This is a genomic window from Staphylococcus sp. GDX8P80P (assembly GCF_017893095.1).
GTDB classification, from domain to species: Bacteria; Bacillota; Bacilli; order Staphylococcales; family Staphylococcaceae; genus Staphylococcus; species Staphylococcus borealis.
Genome location: NZ_JAESMI010000045.1, coordinates 19,652 through 38,663, shown reverse-complemented (window position 1 = coordinate 38,663; position 19,012 = coordinate 19,652). Strand labels below are relative to the sequence as shown.

The 19,012-nt window shown below is 34.6% G+C and carries 22 protein-coding genes; all 22 read left to right on the top strand.

What is annotated here, in order from left to right; all coding sequences use genetic code 11:
• Window positions 1-454 precede the first annotated feature (454 nt).
• The 22 genes from KA858_RS05385 (at window position 455) to KA858_RS05280 (ending at window position 18,952) form a co-directional block, all read left to right on the top strand.
• The gene (locus tag KA858_RS05385; RefSeq protein ID WP_107630240.1) at window positions 455-988 is read left to right on the top strand and encodes a GNAT family N-acetyltransferase; all 534 of its coding nucleotides are present in this window, start codon (window positions 455-457) and stop codon (window positions 986-988) included.
• 23 nt (window positions 989-1,011) lie between these two features.
• Entirely contained in the window at window positions 1,012-2,352 is a 1,341-nt protein-coding gene (locus KA858_RS05380; RefSeq protein WP_210125299.1) for an aminotransferase class I/II-fold pyridoxal phosphate-dependent enzyme, read from the top strand.
• A 1-nt stretch (window position 2,353) separates the two neighbouring features.
• Window positions 2,354-2,965 carry a dTMP kinase gene (gene tmk, locus KA858_RS05375; protein WP_070854567.1) on the top strand — a complete coding sequence of 204 codons (612 nt, stop codon included), beginning with the start codon at window positions 2,354-2,356 and terminating at the stop codon, window positions 2,963-2,965.
• Window positions 2,966-2,998: 33 nt separating this feature from the next.
• Window positions 2,999-3,328 carry a cyclic-di-AMP receptor gene (locus KA858_RS05370; protein WP_011276778.1) on the top strand — a complete coding sequence of 110 codons (330 nt, stop codon included), beginning with the start codon at window positions 2,999-3,001 and terminating at the stop codon, window positions 3,326-3,328.
• Between the two features lie 276 nt (window positions 3,329-3,604).
• Window positions 3,605-4,531: a DNA polymerase III subunit delta' C-terminal domain-containing protein gene (locus KA858_RS05365; protein ID WP_210125300.1), complete on the top strand. Its 927-nt coding sequence runs from the start codon at window positions 3,605-3,607 to the stop codon at window positions 4,529-4,531.
• Between the two features lies 1 nt (window position 4,532).
• A complete protein-coding gene (locus KA858_RS05360) occupies window positions 4,533-5,336 on the top strand; it encodes a PSP1 domain-containing protein (protein ID WP_210125301.1) in 804 nt (267 codons plus the stop codon).
• Window positions 5,337-5,351: 15 nt separating this feature from the next.
• Window positions 5,352-5,750, top strand: coding sequence for a DNA replication initiation control protein YabA (yabA, locus tag KA858_RS05355; RefSeq protein WP_053031294.1), 399 nt, complete (start codon window positions 5,352-5,354; stop codon window positions 5,748-5,750).
• 157 nt (window positions 5,751-5,907) lie between these two features.
• The gene (locus KA858_RS05350; protein WP_210125302.1) at window positions 5,908-6,633 is read left to right on the top strand and encodes a tRNA1(Val) (adenine(37)-N6)-methyltransferase; all 726 of its coding nucleotides are present in this window, start codon (window positions 5,908-5,910) and stop codon (window positions 6,631-6,633) included.
• Window positions 6,626-6,874: a GIY-YIG nuclease family protein gene (locus tag KA858_RS05345; protein ID WP_210125303.1), complete on the top strand. Its 249-nt coding sequence runs from the start codon at window positions 6,626-6,628 to the stop codon at window positions 6,872-6,874. Before KA858_RS05350 ends, KA858_RS05345 begins: the two co-directional genes overlap by 8 nt.
• A gap of 2 nt (window positions 6,875-6,876) precedes the next feature.
• On the top strand, window positions 6,877-7,719 hold the full coding sequence (rsmI, locus tag KA858_RS05340) for a 16S rRNA (cytidine(1402)-2'-O)-methyltransferase (RefSeq protein WP_210125304.1): 843 nt from the start codon (window positions 6,877-6,879) through the stop codon (window positions 7,717-7,719).
• Window positions 7,720-7,969: 250 nt separating this feature from the next.
• Window positions 7,970-9,949, top strand: a complete 1,980-nt coding sequence (gene metG / locus KA858_RS05335) for a methionine--tRNA ligase (RefSeq protein WP_210125305.1) — start codon at window positions 7,970-7,972, stop codon at window positions 9,947-9,949.
• A 29-nt stretch (window positions 9,950-9,978) separates the two neighbouring features.
• Complete coding sequence (locus KA858_RS05330; protein WP_053031305.1) at window positions 9,979-10,749, top strand: TatD family hydrolase; 771 nt, start codon at window positions 9,979-9,981, stop codon at window positions 10,747-10,749.
• A 142-nt stretch (window positions 10,750-10,891) separates the two neighbouring features.
• The gene (gene rnmV / locus KA858_RS05325) at window positions 10,892-11,440 is read left to right on the top strand and encodes a ribonuclease M5 (protein WP_210125306.1); all 549 of its coding nucleotides are present in this window, start codon (window positions 10,892-10,894) and stop codon (window positions 11,438-11,440) included.
• A gap of 3 nt (window positions 11,441-11,443) precedes the next feature.
• Window positions 11,444-12,334 carry a 16S rRNA (adenine(1518)-N(6)/adenine(1519)-N(6))-dimethyltransferase RsmA gene (gene rsmA, locus KA858_RS05320; protein WP_070854572.1) on the top strand — a complete coding sequence of 297 codons (891 nt, stop codon included), beginning with the start codon at window positions 11,444-11,446 and terminating at the stop codon, window positions 12,332-12,334.
• A gap of 99 nt (window positions 12,335-12,433) precedes the next feature.
• The gene (gene veg, locus KA858_RS05315; protein ID WP_011276767.1) at window positions 12,434-12,697 is read left to right on the top strand and encodes a biofilm formation stimulator Veg; all 264 of its coding nucleotides are present in this window, start codon (window positions 12,434-12,436) and stop codon (window positions 12,695-12,697) included.
• A gap of 311 nt (window positions 12,698-13,008) precedes the next feature.
• Entirely contained in the window at window positions 13,009-13,857 is an 849-nt protein-coding gene (ispE, locus tag KA858_RS05310; protein ID WP_053031311.1) for a 4-(cytidine 5'-diphospho)-2-C-methyl-D-erythritol kinase, read from the top strand.
• A gap of 16 nt (window positions 13,858-13,873) precedes the next feature.
• Complete coding sequence (gene purR / locus KA858_RS05305) at window positions 13,874-14,698, top strand: pur operon repressor (protein ID WP_053031313.1); 825 nt, start codon at window positions 13,874-13,876, stop codon at window positions 14,696-14,698.
• 16 nt (window positions 14,699-14,714) lie between these two features.
• On the top strand, window positions 14,715-15,095 hold the full coding sequence (locus KA858_RS05300) for a RidA family protein (protein WP_053031315.1): 381 nt from the start codon (window positions 14,715-14,717) through the stop codon (window positions 15,093-15,095).
• A 67-nt stretch (window positions 15,096-15,162) separates the two neighbouring features.
• A complete protein-coding gene (gene spoVG, locus KA858_RS05295) occupies window positions 15,163-15,465 on the top strand; it encodes a septation regulator SpoVG (protein WP_011276763.1) in 303 nt (100 codons plus the stop codon).
• Between the two features lie 211 nt (window positions 15,466-15,676).
• The gene (gene glmU / locus KA858_RS05290; RefSeq protein ID WP_210125307.1) at window positions 15,677-17,032 is read left to right on the top strand and encodes a bifunctional UDP-N-acetylglucosamine diphosphorylase/glucosamine-1-phosphate N-acetyltransferase GlmU; all 1,356 of its coding nucleotides are present in this window, start codon (window positions 15,677-15,679) and stop codon (window positions 17,030-17,032) included.
• A gap of 111 nt (window positions 17,033-17,143) precedes the next feature.
• On the top strand, window positions 17,144-18,109 hold the full coding sequence (locus KA858_RS05285) for a ribose-phosphate diphosphokinase (protein WP_107630228.1): 966 nt from the start codon (window positions 17,144-17,146) through the stop codon (window positions 18,107-18,109).
• A gap of 183 nt (window positions 18,110-18,292) precedes the next feature.
• Window positions 18,293-18,952 carry a 50S ribosomal protein L25/general stress protein Ctc gene (locus tag KA858_RS05280; protein ID WP_053031321.1) on the top strand — a complete coding sequence of 220 codons (660 nt, stop codon included), beginning with the start codon at window positions 18,293-18,295 and terminating at the stop codon, window positions 18,950-18,952.
• Window positions 18,953-19,012: the final 60 nt, after the last annotated feature.

The following is a 19,012-nucleotide window of genomic DNA, read 5'->3' as shown; positions in this document are numbered from 1 at the left end:
TTTAGAAAAGGAAGAAAGATGCGAGCGCTTGCCACGAAGTAAAGTAAGGTTCTTAGCGGCGATGGTAGCCGATTTACGTTCCGCTAGAGTAGGACGTTGCCAGGCGAAGTAATGGGAGCGGGACAGAATTCTTTTGAATTCGTCGTCCCACTCCCAACTTGCTTTGCTTGTAGAATTTCTTAATGAAATTCTCTTTGTTGGGGCCCCGCCCGCAAGGGTGACTAGAACTGAGAAAAGCTTGAATTATGCGCCTTCTCAGTTCAGTCAGCTACTGCGAATTTGCAAAATAGCATTATTATATTATTTATGTCCCACCTCTTTTTTTATGCTTAAAATTAAAAGACTATAAATTTCAGCTTTATATTCTGAAATAAAATATTCGACAAATAAAATAATTGAGTTGCTTTACTTCATTAATTTACTTGCATAAACTGTAATTAAAGGAGTGCTAAAAATGATAATTAGAGCATTAGAAGAAACAGATTTACAATTTGTACATCATCTAAATAATGAATATACGATTATGTCTTATTGGTTCGAAGAGCCATATGAGTCATTAAGTGAATTAAAAATGTTGTATCAAAAACACATTTTAGATGAATCAGAAAGACGATTTATTATTGAAGATAATCAAACATCTATTGGTGTAGTAGAGCTAGTAGAAATCAATTTTGTACATAGAAATTGTGAAATTCAAATTATTATAGACAGTCAATATGGTAATAAAGGATATGCTAAAAAAGCATTTAAAATGGCGATTGATTATGCCTTTTTAGTCTTGAACTTGAATAAAGTATATCTCTATGTAGATGTGAATAATGAAAAAGCCGTGCACATATATAAAAAGGCAGGCTTTACTATTGAAGGTGAATTAAAAGAACACTTTTATACACAAGGGAAGTACAAAGATTCTTATGTTATGGGGTTATTAAAAACGAAGTGGATTGAGCAACGTAATGGCGATGATGATTTATCGCAAGTGCGCTAAATCTGTTAGAAAGTGTGTATAGTATGGAACTTCCAATTTTTGAAAAATTATCTCAATTGGTTAATGAAAAGGCGATTTCATTACACGTACCTGGTCATAAAAATGGGACAATTGGCCGTATAAACAATTTAGACTTTAAAATGGATATGACCGAAATTACTGGTTTAGATGATTTACATCACCCTGAAGATATCATATTGCAAAGTATGCAGTATTGTCGTAAACATCCAGACTATAATGCCTATTTCTTAATTAATGGTACAACATCAGGTATTTTATCAGTGATACAATCCTTTTCAAAAAGAAAGGGGAACTATTTAATTAGTCGTAACGTTCACAAGTCCGTCTTTCATGGCTTAGATATTGTACAACAACCTGCGGATATACTTGCGATGACTAAAAGTAAGGATAGTGATCAATACTTAGGTCCAGACGTACATAATATGAAGTTTAATCATCAAAAGTTAGCAATTGTCACATATCCAAATTATTATGGTGAATGTTTTGATATCAATGAATTTGTTGATAGGGCACATAGTGAAGCAATTCCAGTATTAGTTGATGAAGCTCATGGTGCCCATTTTAACTTAGCTCATTTTCCTAAGTCGGCGCTAGAAAGTGGTGCGGATTATGTGGTGCAGTCTTATCATAAAACGTTGCCTGCGCTCACGATGGGTTCCATATTATTTATTCATAAAAATGCCCCCTTAAATGATGAAATAGTTCGATATTTAGGGTATTTTCAAACGTCAAGTCCATCGTATTTAGTTATGGCTAGCCTTGAACTCGCACACCAATTTTATGTTGATTATGATGGTTCCATATTTTTGGAAAAAAGAAAGCAACTTATAGATACATTAAATAAGACTGGATTAACTACAGTCTGTGTGAGTGATCCTTTAAAATTATTAATTCAATATCCGGGATATTCTGGATTTGAAATACAAACATGGTTTGAACAACTAGGTATATATGTTGAATTAGCTGATGATAAGCAAGTGTTGCTTGTGTTGCCACTATGGCATGAAGATGATAGGTATCCATTCGAAGCATTATTAAACAAAATCACTTATTTGAACTTGCCAGTACGTTCAACACATAAACCAATGTCGTCGATTCAACTTCCAGTCGATGAAGGTAAGTATTTCCCTAGTGAGAATGGTGAAGTAACATGGATGCATATTGATCATGCTGAGCATAGCATTTTAGCAACGCATATTATACCGTACCCACCAGGAATTCCTGTTTATTTAAAAGGGGAAAGAATAACCCGAAATATGATAAAATTAATGCGAGAATACCTTCAAAAAGGTGATAAAGTTGAAGGTATAAAAAATGAAAAAATATTAGTTAAGGATGAATGAAATGTCGGCATTTATAACGTTTGAGGGTCCTGAGGGTTCAGGTAAGACAACTGTATTGCAACGTGTGTCTGAAAAGTTAGCACAGGATTATCAATTAATTGCTACTAGAGAACCAGGCGGTGTGCCAACTGGTGAAGAAATACGTAAGGTGGTATTGGAAGGTGCAAATATGGATATTCGCACGGAAGCAATGCTATTTGCTGCATCAAGAAGAGAGCATCTAGTAGAAAAAGTTGTGCCTGCGTTGAAAGATGATAAAATTGTCTTATGTGATAGATATATTGATAGTTCTCTTGCATATCAAGGTTATGCAAGGGGTATAGGTATTGAAGAAGTGAAACAATTAAATGACTTTGCAATTAATGGACTTTATCCAGATTTGACGGTTTATTTAGACATTACGGCTGAAGTTGGTAGAGATAGAATTCTCAAAAACCAACGAGATCAGAATCGACTTGATAAAGAAGATATTGCGTTTCACGAGAAGGTGATTGAAGGATATCGACAAATCATTCAAGAAACACCTGAGCGTTTCGCAGTAGTAGATGCGACACGTCATATTGATGATGTAGTCAATGAAACTTATGAGATAATCTTAAATTTTTTAAAATAATTATGATATAATAACTAGAAGAGGTGTTTTAAGATGAAAATGATTATAGCGATCGTTCAAGATCAGGATAGTCAGGAACTTTCAGACCAACTCGTAAAAAATAACTTTAGAGCTACAAAATTAGCAACGACTGGTGGATTTTTAAGAGCCGGTAACACTACTTTCTTATGTGGTGTAGATGATGATCGTGTAGATGATATTTTATCAGTTATCGATCATACTTGTGGTAATAGAGATCAACTTGTTTCACCAATGACACCAATGGGTGGTAGTGCAGATTCTTACATACCATATCCTGTTGAAGTGGAAGTGGGAGGCGCTACAGTATTTGTAATGCCAGTCGAATCATTCCATAGATTTTAATAAATAAATTTTAAAACAATGAAAATGAAATTAAGACACCTTAGATGAATATACAATATTCGAGGTTGGGACAAAACGGCTTATGCTCTGGGACACTAATGCATGGTGTTTAAAGGCAGGTTTAGTAAACTCATTTGCAACATGTTACGTTGTAGAGAAGCGTGATTCGACAAAATTTGAGTCATAATGTTGCTTATCAATGAGTTTGTCTAAATTCTAAATGCTTTGGTCCTAACCTCTTTTTATATTATAAAGTTGAATAAGGAGTAAGCAAGCATGGATGAACAACAAAAATTAGCGAATGCGTATCATTCAAATAAACTATCGCACGCCTATTTGTTTGAAGGTGATGATGCTCAATCAATGAAGCACGTCGCGATGGAATTTGCAAAACTTATTCTATGTAATGGGAATCAACAATGTGAAATGAAAGTAGAAACGTTCAATCAACCAGATTTCATGTATGTGTCATCTGAGGAGAATTCAATTAAGAAAGAACAAATTGAACAATTGGTTCATCGAATGAATCAACTACCAATTGAAGGCAAACATAAAGTTTATATTATTGAGGACTTTGAAAAGCTTACTGTTCAAGGGGAAAATAGTATATTAAAATTTTTAGAAGAGCCTCCTGAGAATACGATAGCCATTTTGCTATCAACGAAGCCAGAACAAATTCTCGATACAATTCATTCGCGTTGTCAGCATGTTTATTTTAAACCAAGTGATAAACAGCACTTTATAGATAGATTAGTTGAAGAAGATATCAATAGAGCTGTTGCGGAAATGTTAAGTAGTTATACTACGCAACTCGAAACAGCTAAAGGTTTAAATGAAGAACATGATTTAGTCGCACTTAGGAAAGTAATCTTACATTGGTGTGAGTTGTTATTAACAAATAAACCTATGGCGTTAATTGGAATAATAGAATTATTAAAACATGCTAAAAACAGAAAGTTACAATCTCTAACGTTAGCGGCGGTAAATGCATTTTTTGAAGATATTATGCATGCCAAAATAGGGATTGATCATCATTTTATATACTCAGATTTAAAAGGTAACATAGAAAAATATGCGAGCCAGTTATCGTTAAATCAAATTATTATCATGTACGATCAAATTACAGAAGCGCACAAAAAATTAATGCAAAATGTTAATCCGACGCTTGTATTTGAACAAATAGTAATCAAAGGTGTGAGTTAGAATGCCAAATATCGTAGGTGTCCAATTTCAAAAAGCTGGGAAATTGGAATATTATGCGCCTAAAGATTTAGACGTAAATGTGAATGATTGGGTTGTTGTCGAATCTAAACGTGGCATTGAAATTGGGAGTGTTAAATTCCCGCCTAAAGACGTTGAAGATGGTGATGTTACATTACCTTTAAAAGAAATCATACGTGTTGCTACTGATCAAGATATCGAAACATATTATCAAAATGATAGAGATGCAACCGATGCATTACAGTTATGTAAAGACTTAGCTAAAGAACAACAGTTGGATATGCGATTAGTTAATTGCGAATATACATTAGATAAATCAAAAGTGATTTTTAATTTTACAGCAGATGATCGCATTGATTTCCGTAAACTCGTGAAACATTTAGCTCAAAATTTAAAAACGCGTATTGAGTTAAGACAAATTGGTGTTCGAGATGAAGCGAAATTATTAGGTGGTATCGGTCCATGTGGACGTTCGCTATGTTGTGCAACGTTCTTAGGGGATTTTGAACCGGTTTCAATCAAGATGGCTAAAGACCAAAACTTATCTTTAAATCCAACTAAAATTTCCGGTGCTTGTGGTCGATTAATGTGTTGCTTAAAATATGAAAATGATTTCTATGAAGAAGCAAGAGCACAATTGCCTGATTTAGGTGATAAGATTGTGACACCTGAAGGTAAGGGACAAGTTATCGGATTAAATATTTTAGACATCTCAATGCAAGTTAAAATCGATGGTTTAGAACAACCATTAGAATATAAAATGGAAGAATTAGAAGCTTTTAATTAAGGAGGTACGTTACTTTTGAACCGCAATGACCTATTTGAAAAAGTTGTAAGACTTGAAAGTAATGTTAATCAATTAAATCAAGAAATGAGTGAATTGAAAGCATTATCTATCCAACTTATTGAAGAAAATGTTGCATTACAAGTTGAAAATGATAACTTAAAATCATTAATGGCTAAGAGCGAACAAGACGTTGAAGCGGTCAAAGTTGCTAGCCGTGTTGAAAAAGACAACAAACCAGTGAGTAAGGAAAAAGATAATAAAAGTTCAATTAAACATGTAAAGAAACCATTACCAAGTAAGGATAATCTCGCCGTATTATATAGTGAAGGCTTCCACATTTGTAATGGAGAACTATTTGGTAAGCATCGCTATGGTGAAGATTGTTTACTATGTATGAATGTGTTAAATAGTTAGACCTTTGGCATATGTTTAGTGCTAATGGCTTGAAGGTACGTTGTTAAGATACATTGTAATTGCTTAAAACGTACGTTAATGATGAGGGATGGATTTCAACACTTTGAAATATATTGATGTGTTGCAAAGACATCTCTTTTTTAGGAGAAAACAGACCATGTTAAAAGTTAATGAGCGTATTGATGACCTATTTAAGGAAAATTTGAAAATTATTCAAAATGACGATGTGTTTTCATTTTCAACTGATGCATTATTGTTGGGGCATTTTACTGAAGTTAGAAAAAATGACAAAATACTAGATTTATGTGCTGGAAATGGTGTGATTGCACTCTTGTTATCCGCTAAGGGCTCACAACCTATAGAGAGTATTGAGATACAGGAAAAACTCGTTGATATGGCGCGTCGCAGTTTCGAATATAACCGTTTAAACGATCGATTGCTAATGCATCATATGGATTTAAAAGAAGTGTATCAAAACTTCAAACCATCGCAGTATACATTAGTTACGTGTAATCCACCCTACTTTAAAACGAATCAACGCAATCAGCATCAAAAGGAAGCGCATAAAATAGCAAGACATGAGGTTAAGTGTACTTTAGAGGATTGTATGATGGCGGCACGTCATTTATTAAAGCAAGGTGGCCGACTCATGATGGTTCATCGAGCTGAAAGGTTGATGGATGTCTTAACCGAAATGCGTAACGCGAGTATAGAACCCAAACGTGTAGTATTTATTTATAGTAAAATAGACAAATCAGCTGTTACGATAGTGGTAGAGGGACGTAAGAATGGTAATCAAGGGTTAACCATCGCACCACCATTTTACATCTATAACAACCAGGGTGACTATACTGATGAGATGAAAGAGGTATATTATGGCTAAGCATTATGTATACATTGTTAAATGCAAAGATGATTCATTATATACAGGTTATACTACAGATGTAGAAGCACGTATTGCGACGCATAATGCAGGAAAAGGTGCTAAATATACAAAAATAAGACGCCCGGTAGTGTTAGTTTATCAAGAAATGTTTGATTCAAAATCAGAAGCCATGCGCAGAGAATATGAAATTAAAACATTTACAAGACAAGAAAAATTAAAAATGATTGGGGAGCGTTAAACATGGCGACATTATATCTAGTAGGGACGCCTATTGGTAACCTAGGTGATATTACTTTTCGGGCAATTGAAACTTTGAATCATGTTGATTTCATAGCTTGCGAAGACACACGAGTGACTAAAAAGCTTTGCAATCATTATGATATTCAAACCCCTTTAAAATCGTATCATGAACATAATAAAACTCAACAAACGGCATATTTAATTGATCTATTAAATGAAGGATACAATGTTGCATTAGTGTCTGATGCAGGTTTACCTTTAATAAGTGATCCAGGTTATGAATTAGTAGTTGCTGCCCATAATCATGATATTCATGTCGAAACGGTACCTGGACCTAATGCTGGATTAACTGCGTTGATGGCAAGTGGCTTACCATCTTATACGTATACTTTTTTAGGCTTTTTACCTAGAAAAGAAAAAGAAAAGATCGCGATATTACAGGAAAGAATGTATCAAGACAGCACTTTAATTATTTATGAATCTCCTTTCCGAGTAGTTGAAACATTAAAAGCCATTGCGAAAGTTGATGCGACTAGACGCGTTGCAGTCGGCCGCGAATTAACGAAAAAGTTCGAACAAATTGTCATGCAAGATGTTGAACACTTATTACACGCATTTCAACAAGATGAAATTATGCAAAAAGGTGAATTTGTTATTTTGATAGAGGGCGCTAAGCCTCTTGAAACTGAACAATGGTTTGAATCATTGACCATATCTGAACATGTTGAACATTATATGTCAGAACAAAAGATCAAGCCTAAAAAAGCAATTAAGTTAGTTGCGGAAGACCGTCATATGAAAACTGGAGAGGTTTATGACATATACCACAATGTTAATGAATGATGTAGCAAAATTAGACACATCGGTTGATTATTTTTTCAAGGGAATTAGGCTATGAAAATCTTAGAAATCACCCATAAATTAATGAATTTATGGTAATGTTAATAGGATACGACACTAGAAAATGGATATGCGTTATAATGATAAATAACTAAATATTAAAGGAATATCGTGATGCGTTTAAGTATCAAAATGTATAAAAACAAATAGTAAGTATATAGTATTATTTTGTAAATGATGAGGAGGACTATTGATGGCGAAAGAAACATTTTATATTACAACCCCAATTTATTATCCAAGTGGTAATTTACATATCGGTCATGCATATTCAACGGTAGCAGGTGATGTGATTTCACGTTACAAACGTATGCAAGGTTATGATGTTCGTTACCTTACTGGTACAGATGAACATGGCCAAAAAATTCAAGAAAAAGCCCAAAAAGCAGGTAAAACTGAATTAGAGTATTTAGACGAAATGATCAGTGGTATTAAAAAGCTTTGGAGTAAACTAGAAATCTCTAATGATGACTTCATCCGTACGACAGAAGAACGCCATAAACAAGTAGTTGAAAAAGTATTTGAGCGTCTTTTGAAACAAGGTGACATTTACCTTGGTGAGTATGAAGGATGGTATTCGGTACCTGATGAAACATACTATACTGAGTCACAATTAGTAGAACCTGTATATGAAAATGGCAAAATCGTTGGGGGTAAAAGCCCGGATTCTGGTCATGAAGTTGAATTAGTTAAAGAAGAAAGTTATTTCTTTAACATTAATAAATATACAGATAAATTATTAGCGTTTTATGATGCTAATCCAGATTTCATTCAACCACCTTCAAGAAAGAATGAAATGATTAATAACTTTATTAAACCAGGTTTAGAAGACTTAGCCGTATCACGTACATCATTTGACTGGGGTGTTAGAGTTCCATCAAATCCTAAACACGTTGTATACGTATGGATTGATGCACTCGTAAACTATATTTCTTCATTAGGTTATCTATCAGATGACGATGCATTATTCCAAAAATACTGGCCAGCAGATGTACATTTAATGGCGAAGGAAATTGTACGTTTCCACTCAATTATTTGGCCGATTTTATTAATGGCGTTAGACCTACCACTTCCTAAAAAGGTATTTGCACATGGTTGGATTTTGATGAAAGACGGTAAAATGAGTAAATCTAAAGGTAACGTTGTCGATCCAAACGTATTAATCGATCGCTATGGCCTAGATGCAACACGCTACTATTTAATGCGCGAATTACCATTTGGTTCAGATGGTGTGTTCACACCTGAAGCTTTTGTAGAGCGTACAAACTATGATTTAGCGAACGATTTAGGTAACTTAGTGAATCGTACGATTTCTATGATCAATAAGTACTTCCAAGGTGAATTACCTGCTTACGAAGGACCAAAACACGAGTTAGACGAAGATATGGAAGCAATGGCACTTGAAACAGTGAAACACTTCAATGAAAGTATGGAAAGTTTCCAATTCTCTGTGGCATTATCAACGGTATGGAAATTGATTAGCCGTACGAATAAATATATTGATGAGACGACACCATGGGTATTAGCTAAAGATGAGCATCAAAAGGATATGCTTGGTAACGTCATGGCACATTTAGTTGAAAATATTCGATATGCTGCAGTGTTATTACGTCCATTCTTAACACATGCACCTAAAGAAATCTTCAACCAATTAAATATTAATGAACCTGAATTGTTTGAATTAGAAAGCCTTGAGCAATACGGTGCATTGAAACAACCTATTATGGTAACTGAGAAACCAACACCAATCTTCCCACGTTTAGATACTGATGCGGAAATAGCATATATTAAAGAATCTATGCAACCTCCAAAATCTGAAGAACCTAAAGAAGAAGCGGAAGTACCAAGTAAAGCACAAATTGATATTAAAGATTTCGACAAAGTTGAAATTAAAGCGGCAACTATTACAGATGCTGAAAATGTTCCAAAATCTGATAAATTACTAAAAATCCAAATTGATTTAGCCTCAGAACAACGACAAATTGTTTCTGGTATTGCTAAATTCTATCGTCCAGAAGATATTATTGGTAAAAAAGTAGCAGTAGTTACAAACTTAAAACCAGCAAAATTAATGGGCCAAAAATCTGAAGGAATGATTTTATCAGCTGAAAAAGACGGTGTTTTAACATTAGTTAGCTTGCCAAGTGCAATTCCAAATGGTGCAGTTATTAAATAGTAATAAAGTGTAAAATGAGGAGAGATAAAATGTTAATCGATACACATGTCCATTTAAATGATGAACAATATGCAGAAGATTTAACTGAAGTCATTTCTCGTGCGAGAGAAGCAGGTGTTGACCGTATGTTTGTTGTTGGTTTTGATACACCGACAATTGAACGTGCGATGACATTAATAGATGAATATGATTTTATTTATGGCATTATTGGTTGGCACCCTGTTGATGCTATTGATTTCACAGATGAACGTTTACAATGGATTGAACAATTAGCACAACATCCTAAAGTCATTGGTATAGGAGAAATGGGATTAGACTATCATTGGGATAAATCTCCAGCTGATGTTCAAAAAGATGTGTTTAGAAAGCAAATTGCGCTCGCTAAAAGGGTAAACTTGCCTATTATTATTCACAATCGTGAAGCGACGCAAGATTGTGTCGATATATTGATGGAAGAGCATGCTGAAGAAGTAGGCGGCATTATGCATAGCTTTAGTGGTTCTCCTGAAATCGCAGATGTGGTTATTAATAAATTAAATTTCCATATTTCTTTAGGTGGTCCAGTTACGTTTAAGAATGCTAAGCAACCTAAAGAGGTCGCAAAACATGTACCTATGGATAGATTATTAGTTGAAACAGATGCGCCTTATCTTTCACCTCATCCTTACAGAGGTAAACGTAATGAACCTGAACGTGTGACTTTAGTTGCACAACAAATTGCAGAATTACGTGGAATGACATATGAAGACGTATGTCGTCAGACTACCGAAAATGCTGAACGTTTATTTAAATTAAAATAATATGATATGTCTGAGAAAGATGTTAAACCGTGTCTGTCATGGTATGATTTTAGCAACATGACACACGGCATCTTTCTCATTTTTTATATGATGAGCAGTTATAATATATGTGAAATGAATTTGAAAGGTAAGGATTTTTATTATGAAAATCAATGAATTTATCGTCGTAGAAGGTAGAGATGATACAGAACGTGTAAAGTCGGCTGTCGAATGTGACACGATTGAAACAAATGGTAGTGCCATTAATAAAGAAACGTTAGCAGTCATCCAAAATGCACAAGAAACAAGAGGGGTGATTGTATTAACGGACCCTGACTTTCCAGGTGATAAAATACGACACACGATTACGGAACATGTTTTGGGCGTTAAACATGCGTATTTAGATCGAGAGAAGGCTAAAAATAAGCGTGGTAAAATTGGCGTTGAACATGCAGACCCCCAAGATATTAGAGATGCTTTAATGCATGTCAGCTCTCCTTTTGAAGAAGCGGAAGAGTCAATTGACAAAAGTGTGCTGATTGATTTAGGTTTAATCATCGGCAAAGATGCACGTCGTAGAAGAGACATATTAGGTCGTAAGTTACACATTGGACATTCAAACGGTAAGCAATTATTGAAGAAACTTAATGCATTTGGTTATACAGAAGCAGATGTGCGCGAAGCATTATCTATGGAAAAGGAGAGTGAATAAAAGGTGGAGAGAAAAGATATTGCGACACCTTCACGAACGCGAGCGTTGTTAGATCAATTTGGATTTAACTTTAAAAAAAGTTTAGGACAAAACTTCTTAGTAGATGTTAATATCATTCATAAAATTATAGATGCGAGTCAAATTGATGACCATACAGGTGTTATTGAAGTGGGACCTGGTATGGGGTCTTTAACAGAACAATTAGCGAAGCGTGCTAAAAAAGTGATGTCATTTGAAATAGACCAACGACTGATACCAGTTTTAAAAGAAACATTAGCGCCTTATGACAATATTACGATTATTAACGAGGATATATTGAAAGCAGACATTGCTAAAGCGGTTGAAACATATCTAAATGATTGTGACAAAATCATGGTCGTAGCTAATCTGCCGTATTATATAACAACACCAATTCTACTGAACTTAATGCAACAAGATATTCCGATTGATGGTTATGTTGTGATGATGCAAAAAGAAGTGGGAGAGCGTTTGAATGCGCAAGTAGGAACGAAATCGTATGGCTCATTATCTATTGTTACACAGTACTATACTGAAACAAGTAAAGTGTTAACTGTGCCTAAATCTGTATTTATGCCACCACCTAATGTAGACTCCATAGTGGTTAAATTAATGCAAAGAGAAACGCCACTCGTTCACGTGGATAATGAAGAAGCGTTCTTTAAATTAGCTAAAGCAGCGTTTGCGCAAAGACGTAAAACAATTAATAACAACTATCAGAACTTCTTTAAAGATGGAAAGCAACATAAAGAAAGTATATTAAAATGGCTTGAGCAAACAGGTATTGATCCTAAAAGACGTGGAGAAACGCTATCAATACAAGATTTTGCACGATTGTATGAAGAAAAGAAAAATTTCCCAGAATTAGAAAATTAAATTGTTGACAAAGCGCGACTACATTGATAAAATTTAAATTTTGTTTGACAAAACACCTCGAAATATGGTATTATGTAACTTGTAGCGAGGTGGAGCAATATGCCAAAATCAATTTTGGACATCAAAAATTCTATTGATTGTCACTTAGGAAATCGTATTGTACTAAAAGCCAACGGTGGTCGTAAAAAAACAATCGAACGTTGTGGTGTGTTAAAAGAAACATATCCTTCAGTATTTGTTGTTGAATTAGACCAAGATAAGCATAATTTCGAAAGAGTTTCGTATACATATACGGATGTTCTTACAGAGAACGTACAAGTTTCATTTGAAGAAGATAATCATCAAGAAGTAGTTGCACACTAATTTAGACATAAATATAGAGTGGTTTAGTGTACCTCAACTCTATAATTGAAATGTATTGGGTGTTGGGCTTATTAAGTTCAACGCTCTTTTTTTGTAGCATCATAAGGGTTGTTTAAAATGTGGACTACAAAATGTGTCCAATCTTAATCATTTTACTTCAAAATAATAGAATTTCATCAGAAAACGTATATTAGCAGATTAAAATGATTGTTTTATTAAGATTTTACATAAATTTGTCATGTATCTATCAAATATTTTTAGTCTTTGTGTTAAAATCATCTTATTACTATTGATGAAGAGAGGGCGGAAAAATGATATATGAAACGGCACCAGCCAAGATAAATTTGACGCTCGATACACTTTTCAAAAGAAATGACGGATATCATGAAATTGCGATGATTATGACGACTGTTGATTTAAATGATCGCTTGTCTTTTCAAAAAAGAAAAGACAAAAAAATTGTTGTTGATATTGAACATAACTATGTTCCAAATGATCATAAAAATTTAGCTTATCGTGCAGCACAATTAATGATGGAGACGTATGATTTAAAAGCAGGTGTAACCATCACTATAGATAAAGATATTCCTGTTTCTGCCGGATTAGCAGGAGGATCGGCTGATGCAGCTGCTACAATGCGTGGCATTAATCGTCTGTTCAATTTAGATAAATCACTTCATGAATTGAGTGAGTTGGGTATTCAAATTGGGACAGACATTCCATTTTGTATTTATAACAGAACTGCAGTATGCAAAGGTAGAGGTGAGAAGATACGCTTCTTAAAAAAGCCACCTTCAGCTTGGGTTGTGTTGGCGAAACCTAATTTAGGTATATCATCTCCAGATGTATTCAAGGCGTTGGATTTGGATGATACACATCATGTTGATACAGAAATGTGTGAACAAGCGATTGTTAATGGTAATTATCAACAGTTGTGCCAAAGTTTATCGAATCGTTTAGAACCAGTGTCGATGTCAATGCATCCTGAAATTCGAAAAATAAAGAATAATATGTTGCAGTGTGGTGCAGATGGCGCGCTTATGAGTGGCAGTGGACCGACCGTATATGGACTTGCACAAAAAGAAAGCCAAGCGAAAAAATTATATAATGCTGTAAATGGCTGCTGTAATGAAGTGTATTTAGTTAGATTATTAGGATAGAAGGGTTGAACAACAAATGAGGTATAAAAGAAGTGAACGTATCGTCTTTATGACACAGTATTTAATGAACCATCCAAATCAGTTAGTACCTTTAACTTTTTTTGTGAAAAAATTCAAACAAGCCAAATCTTCAATTAGTGAAGATGTTCAAATCATTAAAAATACTTTCCAAAAAGAAAAATTAGGTACAGTTATAACGACAGCAGGCGCTAGTGGCGGTGTAACCTATAAACCGATGATGAGCAAAGAAGAGGCGTCAGAGATTATTGATGAAATTATTGAGCTACTTCAAGAGAAAGAACGATTATTACCGGGTGGCTATCTGTTCTTATCAGATTTAGTCGGAAACCCTTCTTTACTTAATAAAGTTGGCAAATTAATTGCTAGCATTTATATGGAAGAGGACCTTGATGCGGTTGTGACAATCGCTACAAAAGGGATATCACTTGCCAATGCGGTAGCGAACGTATTAAATTTACCTGTAGTAGTAATTAGAAAAGACAATAAAGTTACTGAGGGATCTACTGTATCGATTAACTATGTGTCAGGCTCTTCTCGTAAAATTGAAACGATGGTACTTTCTAAACGTACGTTAGCCGAAAATTCTAATGTACTCGTCGTTGATGATTTTATGAGAGCAGGGGGTTCAATTAATGGCGTTATGAATCTGATGAATGAGTTTAAGGCACACGTTAAAGGGGTATCTGTACTTGTAGAATCAAAAGAAGTTAAACAAAGATTGATTGAGGATTATACTTCTTTAGTTAAATTATCTGATGTAGATGAATACAATCAGGAATTTAAAGTAGAACCTGGCAATAGTTTGTCTAAATTTTCTTAAAAGGAGTTTTTACATCATGAAAATGATTAACACTAACAAAGCACCAGAAGCTTTAGGACCATACTCACATGCTATGGTTGTGAATAATTTAGTATTTACATCTGGACAAATCCCATTAGATACTGAAGGGAATATTGTCAGTGATGATGTGAAAGAACAAACAAAACAAGTGCTAGACAATTTGTCTGTAGTACTTGAAGAAGCTGGTTCGGATTTAAACTCAGTTGTGAAAGCAACCATCTTTATCTCCGATATGAATGAATTTCAACAAATAAACGAAGTATATGGTAGTTATTTCAGCGAACATCAACCAGCACGTAGTTGTGTTGAAGTTGCACGCTTACCTAAAGACGTTAAAGTTGAAATTGAAGTTGTAGGTAAAGTAAAAGGAATATAATTTCCTTGATTAGAAAATTGTCAAGCTTCTAACAAACAAAGATATATATACTAGGGGGGCTCACTACATGAAAGTGACAGATGTTAGACTTAGAAAAATACAAACAGATGGCAGAATGAAAGCACTTGTTTCAATTACATTAGATGAAGCTTTTGTAATTCATGATTTACGTGTAATTGAAGGAAACTCAGGTCTTTTCGTTGCAATGCCAAGTAAACGTACACCAGATGGTGAATTCCGTGATATCGCGCATCCAATTAACTCTGATATGAGACAAGAAATTCAAGATGCCGTTATGAAAGTATATGACGAAACAGATGAAGTTATTCCAGATAAAAACGCTTCATCAGAAGATTCAGACGAAGCTTAAATAAACCATACATTCATAGCAGGTTCAACATTAAATGTGTTGAACCTGCTTTTTTAAGTTGTGAAATGTATGCTAAAGTATTCAAGTTGTGTATACATATTTTTGAAAATTTAAATAGACTAAATGATAAAACCTTCTAAATCTTGAAACTCGAACTTGAGTTAAATTATAATAAATTAGAAGTGTAAAATTTATTGGAGGGTTACCATTCATGCAAAGAAATGCGGTAATATTAGCAGCTGGAAAAGGTACTAGAATGAAATCAAATAAATATAAAGTACTACATGAAGTTGCAGGGAAATCAATGGTAGAACATGTGTTAACAAATGTTAAGCATGCTGGTGTGAACCAAATCGTGACAATCGTTGGTCACGGTGCTGAAGATGTTAAAGCAACTTTAGGAGATCAATCATTATATAGTTATCAAGAAGAACAATTGGGAACAGCGCACGCAGTAAAGATGGCCAATGAGCATTTAGAAAATATGGAAGGCACAACATTAGTTGTTTGTGGAGATACACCACTTATCACTGCACATACGTTGCAGAAGTTAATTGAGCATCATGAAAGTACGCATGCACAAGCGACAGTATTATCAGCAACTGCTCAAATTCCATTTGGTTACGGTCGTATTGTTCGAGATGAGGCACACAGATTACAACGTATCGTTGAAGAAAAAGATGCGACAAAAGAAGAAAAGGCATTAACTGAAATTAGCTCAGGTATTTTTGCATTCGATAACCAAGTGCTTTTTTCTAAATTAGCGGAAGTTAAAAATGACAACGCGCAAGGAGAATATTACTTGCCTGATGTGATTGCTTTAATCTTAGAAGATGAAGGTATTGCAGAAGTCTATCATACTGATGATTTTAATGAAATTATGGGTGTAAATGATCGTGTGATGTTAAGTAATGCTGAAAAAGCGTTACAACAGCGTATTAATATTGCGCACATGAGAAATGGTGTAACGATTATTGACCCTACAACTACATTTATTGGTCCGGATGTTAAGATTGGTATGGACGCAATTATTGAACCTGGTGTGCGAATTAATGGTGACACAACAATTGGAGAAGAAACTGTTATTGGACAATATTCTGAAATCAACAATAGTCGTATTGGGGCACATGTTGATATCAAACAATCAGTGATTAATGACGCTGTTGTAGGTGATAAAACAAAAGTTGGTCCATTTGCGCAATTAAGACCGGGTTCTAACTTAGGTTCAGAAGTGAAAGTCGGCAACTTTGTAGAAGTGAAAAAAGCAGACCTTAAAGATGGTGCTAAAGTATCTCATTTAAGTTATATCGGAGATGCTGAAATCGGTGAACGTACGAATATTGGTTGTGGTTCAATTACTGTAAATTATGATGGTGTAAACAAATTCAAAACGGTTGTTGGTAAAGATGCATTTATTGGTTGTAATACTAACTTAGTAGCACCTGTAACTGTAGGTGATGGCGTATTAATTGCTGCAGGATCTACAATTACGGACAACGTACCTAATGAAAGTTTAGCACTTGCGCGTGCCCGTCAAATCACAAAAGAGGGCTATCTTAAAAAGTAAGTTTTTGTTAAAATTTCGTATCTCTTTTCTACAATTTTTTGTTGAACATAGTAAAAACGATTGATTTTTTATATAATGAGAGTGTCTAAGTTAAAAATTGGAGGACTATAAATGTTAAATAATGAATACAAGAATTCATCTTTAAAGATTTTTTCTTTAAAAGGAAATGAGCCATTAGCACAAGAAGTAGCTGATCGAGTAGGGATTGAATTAGGGAAATGTTCTGTAAAACGCTTCAGTGATGGAGAAATTCAAATCAATATTGAAGAAAGTATTCGTGGATGTGATGTCTTCATTATCCAACCAACTTCAAATCCGGTTAATTTACACTTGATGGAGCTATTGATTATGATCGATGCATGTAAACGTGCATCAGCAGCTAACATCAATATTGTGGTTCCGTACTATGGCTATGCACGACAAGATAGAAAAGCACGTAGCCGTGAACCTATTACAGCTAAATTAGTAGCGAACTTAATTGAAACAGCTGGCGCTAATCGCATGATTGCTTTAGATCTACATGCACCACAAATTCAAGGATTCTTTGATATTCCAATCGACCACTTAATGGGTGTACCTATCATTGGTCAACATTTTGAAAACGACCCTAACATTGACCCAGAAGAATGTGTTGTCGTATCACCTGACCATGGTGGTGTAACACGTGCACGTAAACTTGCCGACATTTTAAAAACTCCGATTGCAATTATTGATAAACGTCGTCCTAAACCAAACGTGGCAGAAGTAATGAATATTGTTGGTGAAATTGAAGGACGTACTGCGATTATTATTGATGATATTATTGATACAGCGGGAACAATTACATTAGCTGCACAAGCGCTTAAAGATAAAGGTGCTAAAGATGTTTATGCATGTTGTACACACCCAGTGTTATCAGGCCCTGCAAAAGAACGTATTGAAAATTCAGCAATTAAAGAATTAATCGTTACAAACTCAATCTTACTTGATGACTCTCGTAAGCCATCAAATACAAAAGAATTATCCGTTGCTGGTTTATTAGCACAAGCAATTATCCGCGTTTATGAACGTGAATCAGTCAGTGTATTATTTGACTAAAGTTTACAAATGCGTTTGACTTATATATTTTAAGCGTGTATAATACATTCGTTCGTGGTTTTACGAACTAATAAACACTTGCAAGCAACTTATAAAGTTGATGGGTAAGTGAAGGGAAGTCCAGAACTTAAGATTCTCACGATAATAAGTATCTAGACTTGAAAATGAAAGGTGGAAATACGAATGGCTTCATTAAAGTCAATCATCCGTCAAGGTAAACAAACGCGTTCTGACCTTAAAAAATTACGTAACACAGGTAAAGTACCTGCAGTAGTTTATGGTTATGGTACTAAAAATACTTCAGTTAAAGTTGATGAAGTTGAATTCATCAAAATCATCCGTGAAGTAGGACGTAACGGAGTTATCGATTTAGGCGTTGGTTCTAAAACAATTAAAGTTATGGTGTCTGATTATCAATTCGACCCACTTAAAAACCAAATTACGCACATCGACTTCTTAGCAATCAACATGACTGAAGAACGTACTGTTGACGTACCAGTTCACTTAGTAGGTGAAGCTGTTGGCGCTAAAGAAGGCGGCGTAGTTGAACAACCATTATTCGACTTACAAATTACAGCAACTCCAGAAAATATCCCTGAATCAATTGAAGTAGACATTACTGAATTAGAAGTTAATGATAGCTACTCAGTTGCAGATATTAAAGTTTCTGGTGATTTCACAATTGAAAATGACCCAGAAGAATCTGTTGTAACAGTAGTTCCTCCAACTGATGAACCTACTGAAGAAGAAGTTGAAGCTATGGAAGGTGAATCAGCAACTGAAGAACCTGAAGTAGTTGGTGAAGACAAAGAAGATGACGAAGAAAACAAAGACGAAGAATAATTCGTTGAATGTTATCTTTAATCATTTAGGATAAAACATAATATAAGGCTACAATGCTAA

What these genes read in the sequence shown, in the direction of transcription:
- KA858_RS05385 (WP_107630240.1), top strand. Translation starts at nt 455, where the DNA reads ATGATAATTAGAGCATTAGAAGAAACAGATTTACAATTTGTACATCAT.
- KA858_RS05380 (WP_210125299.1), top strand. Translation starts at nt 1,012, where the DNA reads ATGGAACTTCCAATTTTTGAAAAATTATCTCAATTGGTTAATGAAAAG.
- tmk (WP_070854567.1), top strand. Translation starts at nt 2,354, where the DNA reads ATGTCGGCATTTATAACGTTTGAGGGTCCTGAGGGTTCAGGTAAGACA.
- KA858_RS05370 (WP_011276778.1), top strand. Translation starts at nt 2,999, where the DNA reads ATGAAAATGATTATAGCGATCGTTCAAGATCAGGATAGTCAGGAACTT.
- KA858_RS05365 (WP_210125300.1), top strand. Translation starts at nt 3,605, where the DNA reads ATGGATGAACAACAAAAATTAGCGAATGCGTATCATTCAAATAAACTA.
- KA858_RS05360 (WP_210125301.1), top strand. Translation starts at nt 4,533, where the DNA reads ATGCCAAATATCGTAGGTGTCCAATTTCAAAAAGCTGGGAAATTGGAA.
- KA858_RS05350 (WP_210125302.1), top strand. Translation starts at nt 5,908, where the DNA reads ATGTTAAAAGTTAATGAGCGTATTGATGACCTATTTAAGGAAAATTTG.
- KA858_RS05345 (WP_210125303.1), top strand. Translation starts at nt 6,626, where the DNA reads ATGGCTAAGCATTATGTATACATTGTTAAATGCAAAGATGATTCATTA.
- rsmI (WP_210125304.1), top strand. Translation starts at nt 6,877, where the DNA reads ATGGCGACATTATATCTAGTAGGGACGCCTATTGGTAACCTAGGTGAT.
- metG (WP_210125305.1), top strand. Translation starts at nt 7,970, where the DNA reads ATGGCGAAAGAAACATTTTATATTACAACCCCAATTTATTATCCAAGT.
- KA858_RS05330 (WP_053031305.1), top strand. Translation starts at nt 9,979, where the DNA reads ATGTTAATCGATACACATGTCCATTTAAATGATGAACAATATGCAGAA.
- rnmV (WP_210125306.1), top strand. Translation starts at nt 10,892, where the DNA reads ATGAAAATCAATGAATTTATCGTCGTAGAAGGTAGAGATGATACAGAA.
- veg (WP_011276767.1), top strand. Translation starts at nt 12,434, where the DNA reads ATGCCAAAATCAATTTTGGACATCAAAAATTCTATTGATTGTCACTTA.
- ispE (WP_053031311.1), top strand. Translation starts at nt 13,009, where the DNA reads ATGATATATGAAACGGCACCAGCCAAGATAAATTTGACGCTCGATACA.
- purR (WP_053031313.1), top strand. Translation starts at nt 13,874, where the DNA reads ATGAGGTATAAAAGAAGTGAACGTATCGTCTTTATGACACAGTATTTA.
- KA858_RS05300 (WP_053031315.1), top strand. Translation starts at nt 14,715, where the DNA reads ATGAAAATGATTAACACTAACAAAGCACCAGAAGCTTTAGGACCATAC.
- spoVG (WP_011276763.1), top strand. Translation starts at nt 15,163, where the DNA reads ATGAAAGTGACAGATGTTAGACTTAGAAAAATACAAACAGATGGCAGA.
- glmU (WP_210125307.1), top strand. Translation starts at nt 15,677, where the DNA reads ATGCAAAGAAATGCGGTAATATTAGCAGCTGGAAAAGGTACTAGAATG.
- KA858_RS05285 (WP_107630228.1), top strand. Translation starts at nt 17,144, where the DNA reads ATGTTAAATAATGAATACAAGAATTCATCTTTAAAGATTTTTTCTTTA.
- KA858_RS05280 (WP_053031321.1), top strand. Translation starts at nt 18,293, where the DNA reads ATGGCTTCATTAAAGTCAATCATCCGTCAAGGTAAACAAACGCGTTCT.